The sequence below is a fragment of the Aneurinibacillus aneurinilyticus ATCC 12856 genome, from assembly GCF_000466385.1.
GTDB lineage: Bacteria > Bacillota > Bacilli > Aneurinibacillales > Aneurinibacillaceae > Aneurinibacillus > Aneurinibacillus aneurinilyticus.
In genome coordinates, this window is record NZ_KE952903.1 from 69,828 (window position 1) to 77,201 (window position 7,374).

7 protein-coding genes are annotated in these 7,374 nt (G+C 46.3%); all 7 read right to left on the reverse strand.

Annotated elements, in window-relative coordinates; genetic code table 11:
* Positions 1-11: 11 nt before the first annotated feature.
* The gene (atpB, locus tag HMPREF0083_RS23680) at positions 12-803 is read right to left on the reverse strand and encodes a F0F1 ATP synthase subunit A (RefSeq protein ID WP_021624452.1); all 792 of its coding nucleotides are present in this window, start codon (positions 801-803) and stop codon (positions 12-14) included.
* A 27-nt stretch (positions 804-830) separates the two neighbouring features.
* On the reverse strand, positions 831-1,208 hold the full coding sequence (locus tag HMPREF0083_RS23685; protein WP_021624453.1) for an ATP synthase subunit I: 378 nt from the start codon (positions 1,206-1,208) through the stop codon (positions 831-833).
* 1 nt (position 1,209) lies between these two features.
* The gene (locus HMPREF0083_RS23690) at positions 1,210-1,428 is read right to left on the reverse strand and encodes an AtpZ/AtpI family protein (RefSeq protein WP_021624454.1); all 219 of its coding nucleotides are present in this window, start codon (positions 1,426-1,428) and stop codon (positions 1,210-1,212) included.
* A 260-nt stretch (positions 1,429-1,688) separates the two neighbouring features.
* The gene (locus HMPREF0083_RS23695; protein ID WP_021624455.1) at positions 1,689-2,879 is read right to left on the reverse strand and encodes an acetyl-CoA C-acetyltransferase; all 1,191 of its coding nucleotides are present in this window, start codon (positions 2,877-2,879) and stop codon (positions 1,689-1,691) included.
* A 99-nt stretch (positions 2,880-2,978) separates the two neighbouring features.
* Entirely contained in the window at positions 2,979-5,777 is a 2,799-nt protein-coding gene (locus HMPREF0083_RS23700; RefSeq protein WP_021624456.1) for a phosphodiester glycosidase family protein, read from the reverse strand.
* 222 nt (positions 5,778-5,999) lie between these two features.
* Entirely contained in the window at positions 6,000-6,728 is a 729-nt protein-coding gene (locus HMPREF0083_RS23705) for a CsxC family protein (RefSeq protein WP_021624457.1), read from the reverse strand.
* 152 nt (positions 6,729-6,880) lie between these two features.
* Positions 6,881-7,374 (reverse strand): UDP-N-acetylglucosamine 2-epimerase (locus HMPREF0083_RS23710; protein WP_021624459.1); only part of this gene is annotated, 494 nt, incomplete at its 5' end.

Consider the following 7,374-nt stretch of genomic DNA (forward strand, 5'->3'; position numbering starts at 1 on the left):
CTTACCAGTTCCTAGTGGTCATCCACAACTTTTTGTGAAATGTACACTAGAGCAAGAGTAGTAAAGATGTACGCTTGTATACTACCAACAAATACAGAGTAGCCCAACCAGACAATCAGCGGAAGGCTTACCACCGCCACAGAGCCTGCCAACAAGAAGGCAATGAGCACCTCACCCGCAAAAATGTTACCGAATAGACGGAGCGGAAGCGTCAGTGGTTTGATAATGAATTCTTCCATTACATGCAGGATAAACATTAGCGGATGCGGCTGGAACCAGTGTTTTACATAGCCGCCTGCATCTTTCCTAATGCCTAAATAGTGCGCATATAACAATATCATAAGCGCAAGTCCGAACGTAACGCTTGGCGAAGCTGTTGGCGATTTAAACCAAACAACGCCCAATGCTTTTTCCTTCTGACCATTATGCTCAACCTCATGACCGTGTTCACTAATTACTTCTTGGGTAATCCCCAGTGAAGGGATCGGTTGGCTATGTTCAATAGTAAAATTCATCATAACACCCAGCTGGTTTCCTATAAAGATGTACAGAAAAAGCGTTAAAGCCAAAGTTATAAACTTCGTACTGGTTTTTGCATCCATAAATTGACCGGCAATTCCACGAATGAACTCAATAACCCATTCGAAGAAATTTTGTTTACCCTTAGGTACCCCAGTCGTCATGTTTCTTGTACAAAACATTACAAGGATAAATACCAGAACAGAAGTAAAAATAGTCATCAGCACTACAGGAATATCAAAACGAAGCCCTGCAAACTGAACAATCGGAGAGTAGTGTTCCATTTCTCATTCACCCCTTTCGTAAGCGCATTATTTTTTTATCAATAAATATTGAGAGATAGCAGATAGAAATGTAACAACCGGCACAGTCATCAGTCCGATTACAACCCCATAGAAGGAGAACAGATGTGGTAACTTAAAGGAAACATAGACAGCGAAACCGGCAAGTAGAAAACGAGGTAACATCCCTACTCCACGGAGCCGTTTGCCAGGGTTAAGCGCCGCCTCCCCGGCCTGTAACGTTTTCACATAAAGCACGAAGCCGTTGATCATGCTTGCCAGCATGCCAAGGATAAGCCCTTGAAATAATACGCGTTGCGGCATAAACAACCACAATAGAACAACTGCCGTGAAAAGTATGAATATGTAACGAGATACTTGTTTAATCAATGAAGCAAAATTGTCCATGTCAATCTCCAAAGAACTGTTTCACCAGGAAAAAAACGCCTAGTATGCCGACTCCTAAACCGAACAATAAGCCAACAAGCAAGAACCATGGTTCGGTTCCCAGCCAATTATCAACCGCACGTCCGGCCCAAAAGCCAAAAATAACAGAGGTAGCCAATTCTACCCCTATGGTTCCAACTAATGCAAAAGCCCGTAAAGGTCCGTTCTTGTCCTGTTTCAACTACGGCACCCCTCCCGTTTTTCGCTTTTACACGCTTCCAGTTTTCCCAAAAAAATATGACAAAAAACATCAATTTTCTCAAGAAAAGGTCAGGAACAACCGTCATAACTATGTATGATCTATAATTGTCCCTAACCATAGTACTTAAGCATTTATCGTTTGTCAACAATATGCAAACGGATTGTCACTTTTTCGACAAAACATCCTAATTTTATACGGGTAAAATGTGTCATTTACCTATTTAACACTTGACACCGTAACTATTTTTCCATTTCAACAATGGTAGCTACACCCTGTCCTCCACCGATGCACAGCGTCGCCAGCCCATATCGGGAACCGCGGCGTTTCATCTCATGTAGCAGTGTCACAAGCACACGGGCTCCGCTCGCACCGACTGGATGTCCAAGTGCTACGGCCCCACCATTGACATTAAGCTTCTCATCCGGGATACCTAACTCACGCCCTACCGCCAGCGATTGCGCCGCAAATGCTTCGTTCGCTTCGACCAGGTCGATATCGCCTATAGACAATCCTGCTTTTTCCAATGCTTTTTTCGTGGATGGCACTGGACCAATCCCCATGATCGACGGGTCAACACCCGCGCTTGCATTGGCACGAATAACCGCCAAAGGCGCAATACCCAATTGCTCCGCACGTTCACGACTCATCAGTACAAGTGCCGCAGCACCGTCATTAATGCCCGAAGCATTACCTGCCGTTACTGTTCCTTCTTTCTTAAAGGCTGGCTTCAGCTTGCCGAGCTGCTCTGCAGTTACGCCTGCCCGTGGGAATTCATCCTTGTCAAATAGAATGGGGTCGCCTTTGCGTTGCGGGATTTCCACTGGAACAATCTCATCCGCGAACTTACCTTCGTTCATAGCCGCTTCCGCCTTTTGTTGGCTCCATGCAGCGAACTTATCCTGTTCCTCGCGGGTGATGCTATATTTATCAGCCAAGTTCTCTGCAGTAATCCCCATATGGCAATCATTGAACGCACACATCAATCCGTCCGACAGCATGCTATCGATTACTTTCTGGTCGCCCATACGATATCCGGTACGTGCTTTCGGCATCAAATACGGCGCCAGGCTCATGTTCTCCATGCCGCCCGCGACAACGATGTCCGCATCACCGAGTTGTATCGCTTGTGCAGCCAGATGTACAGCTTTCAACCCGGAACCACATAGTTTATTAATAGTAGTAGATGGAACTTCATGCGGCAGTTCGGCCTTTATTGCAGCTTGGCGTGCCGGCCCCTGACCAAGACCTGCCTGCAGAATGTTCCCCATGATAACCTCATCTACTTGATCGCCGGAAATGTCCGCACGTTTCAGCGCTTCCCTAATAACGATAGCACCTAATTCCGTAGCTGGAATGTTGCTTAACGCGCCCATGAAGCTCCCAATCGGTGTACGTACTGCACTTACGATAACTACGTCACGATTACTCATAAATTCGGCTCCCTCACTCTCACTTTTATTGACAAATACCCGTACTATATTCGATTAGAAAAAGTGAATTCCTGCTAGGGAGTACCAATTTAACACAAATTAAGAACTTTTCAGCATACTATTCAGTACGACGAGCGACTCGGCGCGTGTGGCGGTCCGCTTCGGCCCAAAGTTTCCATGCTCGTCTCCGACAAGGTATCCTCTCTCGGACAGAAATAGAATACTTTCCCTAGCATAGGCAGAGAAAGAAGCTGCGTCCTTAAAAGAAGGGCTGGCAATGACCGGCTTGTCCGCATTTCCATATCCCTTTTTCATTGCATTGTGCATGATAACCGCCATCTGTTCACGAGTAATGGGTTTATCTGCTCCGAATGTTCCATCATCAAACCCGGACACGATTCCTTTCTCCACGGCAGCCATGATAGAGGCCTGCGCATACGTCGGCAGCTTGTCCTTAAACGGAGACTTGACCGCAGGAGAACCGTTTTTCGTCCAACCAAATGCCCGGTCCATAAATGACACGAATTGGCCGCGAGTAACTGGAAGATTCGGTCCCATCTTGTTAGGAGCAATACCGCTAACGATGCCTTTTTTATTCATCTCTACCAGGACTGCCTCCGCCCAATGACCTTTAATATCAGTGAAACCGGAACCAGGAGCAGGAGTTGGCGGAGGTGTAACTGGAGCCGTGCTTCCCGCATACTCCAGAGATATCTCGTCAAAGTAAAGCACACCTTGTGGATTGAGTGTTGAATCCTCCGGATCTACCACATACAGACTTTTCAGCGATACCGGATAGGCTATGTCCGCTGGAAAGCTTGCTTCGATTTCTTTCCAGTCTGTCCAATTAATTTCCTTAGCAAGATCTACATAATGTACTTTTCCTTTTGCATCAGCCAGTTCAGCACGCAACCAATGACCGCTGTTGTCACCATACACCCACAGCTTCATACCGAGTGGCTTACCCGGCATTGCCAGTGTAGTCGTTCCGAAACGACCATAGGCGAAACGGGTATCCACGTTAGAAGAACCTGCAAAGTTATACGCGAGACGAAGCGCTTTACTAGACGCTTTTACTGGTTCATTTCCTGTTGTCTGACGGAAGGAGCCGTCAGCGCTTATGGAAGCCGGAACCGTATTATAGCTAAGCGTAGTCAGATTATCCGTGTTGGTCCAGAACGACCATCTCGTTCCCACACTAACTGGAACTTTGCGAATAATGTTATTGTAAGAAACAACAAGTTCGCCCGATTTATTTGTCTGTTCTGCCTGAATGGTAAACCCTTGTACTGTACCAAGCCCGGGAGTAAGCGATGTTTTCACTTCACCGGGAGATGCGGCGACAACTTGTCCGCTCTTTGTTTTCAGCGAAACGGAGAAGTTAGTCTGCCCGCCGCTGCGAAGCGCCAATGGCGATGGTGAGATCACAATGTCCGTCACTTCCGGAGAGGTTACATTCAGGTTCATGCTCTTCTTCACACCTTGATATTCACCGGTAACAGTAATCGTACCGCTCCGTTTCGGGGTGAAAATATTTTTATTGAATGTGCCATCTGCCGGATTGGCTGTCCAGGTGATTTGCGCAGGGTCTAGCTTATACGGATTATAATGCTTGTCGTATGCTTTAACAGTCATTGTAATCGGCTTGCCCATCATTGTCTTATCACCATTTGTGATGAAGAAGTTCGCAAACTCGCCTGGAGGTGCCGTATTGAATACAGCTAGACCTGTCGGCACATTACGCAAAGTCGCACCAAGCTTCGGTACGTTTAACACCGTCGTTTGTGTATCGCCTGGGTAGCGAGCTACCATCGTCGTGGAGCCGCCTCCATCCAGGTTGGCCGCATTGTAAGCACCTAGCTGCTTCATCAATTGAGCAAGCTCGTCCAAATTAACACCACGACTCTGGTTTGGCCCTTCTACTATTACCATATATAGCGTTTTTCCGTCCTGTGAGACTCCGAATGCGGTACGAGGCTGATTACCTCCGATTGAGTCCGCAGGAATCTTACTAAGCGCATTTCCGTCCTTCACCAGCAGCATATGCCCGCCTACAGCGCTGGACAGTTCACGTTCACCTATCGGAAAATCAGTCGTCGTCTGAAGCGTTACTGTTACCGGGGAACCTACTTTAAAATGACTTAGCAAGTACTCCTTACCAACACCGTGTCCCCAGAGCACATATCCGCCCTGTGGAATCGAATAGCCGGTCTTATTGCCGATGCGCATATCCGTCACCTGATCATTCACAACCAGAACTTCTACTGCATCATCGTATCCTTTAATCGCACCCAGACTGGTCGTGCCAAAGTCGGATGTATACAGATTAATTTTATTCAAATGACTTTTATCGTTCGTCGGATTGTATTCTTCCTTATTGACTCCCTGAATAACAGCAGTTGTCCCATCAGGTGCCTGTACTGTACCTTTAAAGCCAAGATGGGAGACAATAGCTGTCTTATCATTCAACAGGCCAAAAGAGTACCAGTTATTGATTTTTCCCATGGAAGATACGAGTTTACCCTTATCCAGCACAATGCCAAATGGAGCTCCTTTACGATCCATACGGAAAAAGTCGGCATTAATCGCTGCAACTGCCCCTTTTTCATCAGCCATTTTCTTTACGTTCTGGCGATTCGTCAACTTTCCGGCTGTACCATATACCGGTCCTACATCAACATACGGATTGTTCAGATCGACACGCGTAACAAAAACATTAGAAGCTTTTCCTCCAATTACATACCGATATTTCAGGAGGGTTGTCCCTTCACCCAGCGGGGATTCGGACACCTGTTGCAGAGAACCTGCAGCCATCGCCTGATGCGGCATCTGCAAAGCAATCGCTGCCATAACCGCGATGAATGCCACGATTACCTTGCGTGTGTAGTTACTCATCATCCTTCTCCTCTCTTAAATAATTGCGTGGTTTTTCCCAATTAATTTAGACGCCTCGTGATAGGGAATAGTTTCTAAAATTTGTTCACTTTATGATTCACAAATCAATTACATAACAAAAAGCAGATGTTGCTTTCATACCTTACAGCGACACATACTTCTTACTCCGACAAAAAAAAAGAAGAGCACACAGCGCTGTTACGCCGTCTACTCTTCTTAATTATTTCAACGAGCATTGACACGCACCTGCTGATTTTGTAGAACTTTAAGAACAAGATCGAGCACCATTTTTTCTACAAGCTCCGTGAATACACCTTCTTCAAACGGTCCATCCTTTAACGGTCTGCGATTTGTCGCTTCATCCCACTCAGTAATGTCGCTTCGCACAAGCTCACAGAAGATTATTTCATTGAAAAATTCCGTGCTCTGTTGATGGAATTGAGACAAGTCATTGGACATCAATTCATCTTTTTCCGGGAAACCGGCCGGCAATGGCTGGTTAACGAGGAAGTCGAATTCACGACGAGCATTAAAGAACGGCCCAACAGGAGGCGTTAAGAATTCATCAATCTCCACTACACAATCAAACGGGATATCTACTGTCAACGAACGAATACGAGAAGACACTTCATCTTTGTCTGCGCAGAACGGTGTAGCATACTGAATATTTTTGCGGACAAAACCGCTCAGGAACAGCTTGCCACGCGGCCCACGTGTTGTACGAGGCTGGATTAAGCGACATTGTGTCACTTTTACACGCTTTTTGATTTTCTTGATTTCAAGCACAGGATCAGGAAATTTGATCCGTGCTTTCAATGGAATTTGAACGGATACTTCTTGTAAGAGCACAGGGACTTTCACAATACGGGCCCCGGCTGGTGTCAAATTGCCAGGTGTAACAATTACACCATCGCACTCACCAATGCTTGCCGATTCATCAAAATTGATTGGCATAAGCAATTCCCTCCTTGAGATTTCACATAATGCATACTATGAGAGGCGAAAGGGAATGGGTATGGACAATCCACCTAGGTCAAAAGCGGAATTTCAACAAAAAAGAGCGCATTTTTTAGAAGAATGCGCTCTTTCCTTCTGTTTCTATTGAGCTATTGCTGCGTACCTTTCGGAAGAAAGGGCGCAGGCTTCTCACTACGAATTCCAAAGTAATGCAGGATAGCTTCACAAATACGGCGGGACGCTTCTCCATCACCATATGGATTCGCCGCTTTCGCCATACTATCATACACATCCTGGCTCATCAGTAGTTCATCTGCCAGGGCAAAAATTCTCTCTTCATCTGTCCCGGCTAATTTTAACGTACCGGCTTCAATACCCTCCGGACGCTCAGTCGTATCACGTAATACAAGCACCGGCACACCGAATGCAGGCGCTTCTTCCTGTACACCGCCCGAGTCAGTCAAAATTAAGTGAGCACGGGACATAAAATTATGAAAGTCTACCGCACCAAGCGGAGAAATAAGCTGAATCCGGTTGTGCTCACCTAAATATGTAGCAGCGGCTTCCTGCACCGCCGGATTAAGATGAACCGGATACACCACCGCAATGTCCTCATGCTTGTCTACTAACCGACGAATGGCAC

Bases quoted from the DNA above. Each gene is read 5' to 3' on its own strand.
- HMPREF0083_RS23705 (WP_021624457.1), bottom strand. From the start codon at position 6,728: ATGCCAATCAATTTTGATGAATCGGCAAGCATTGGTGAGTGCGATGGT.
- atpB (WP_021624452.1), bottom strand. From the start codon at position 803: ATGGAACACTACTCTCCGATTGTTCAGTTTGCAGGGCTTCGTTTTGAT.
- HMPREF0083_RS23685 (WP_021624453.1), bottom strand. From the start codon at position 1,208: ATGGACAATTTTGCTTCATTGATTAAACAAGTATCTCGTTACATATTC.
- HMPREF0083_RS23695 (WP_021624455.1), bottom strand. From the start codon at position 2,879: ATGAGTAATCGTGACGTAGTTATCGTAAGTGCAGTACGTACACCGATT.
- HMPREF0083_RS23700 (WP_021624456.1), bottom strand. From the start codon at position 5,777: ATGATGAGTAACTACACACGCAAGGTAATCGTGGCATTCATCGCGGTT.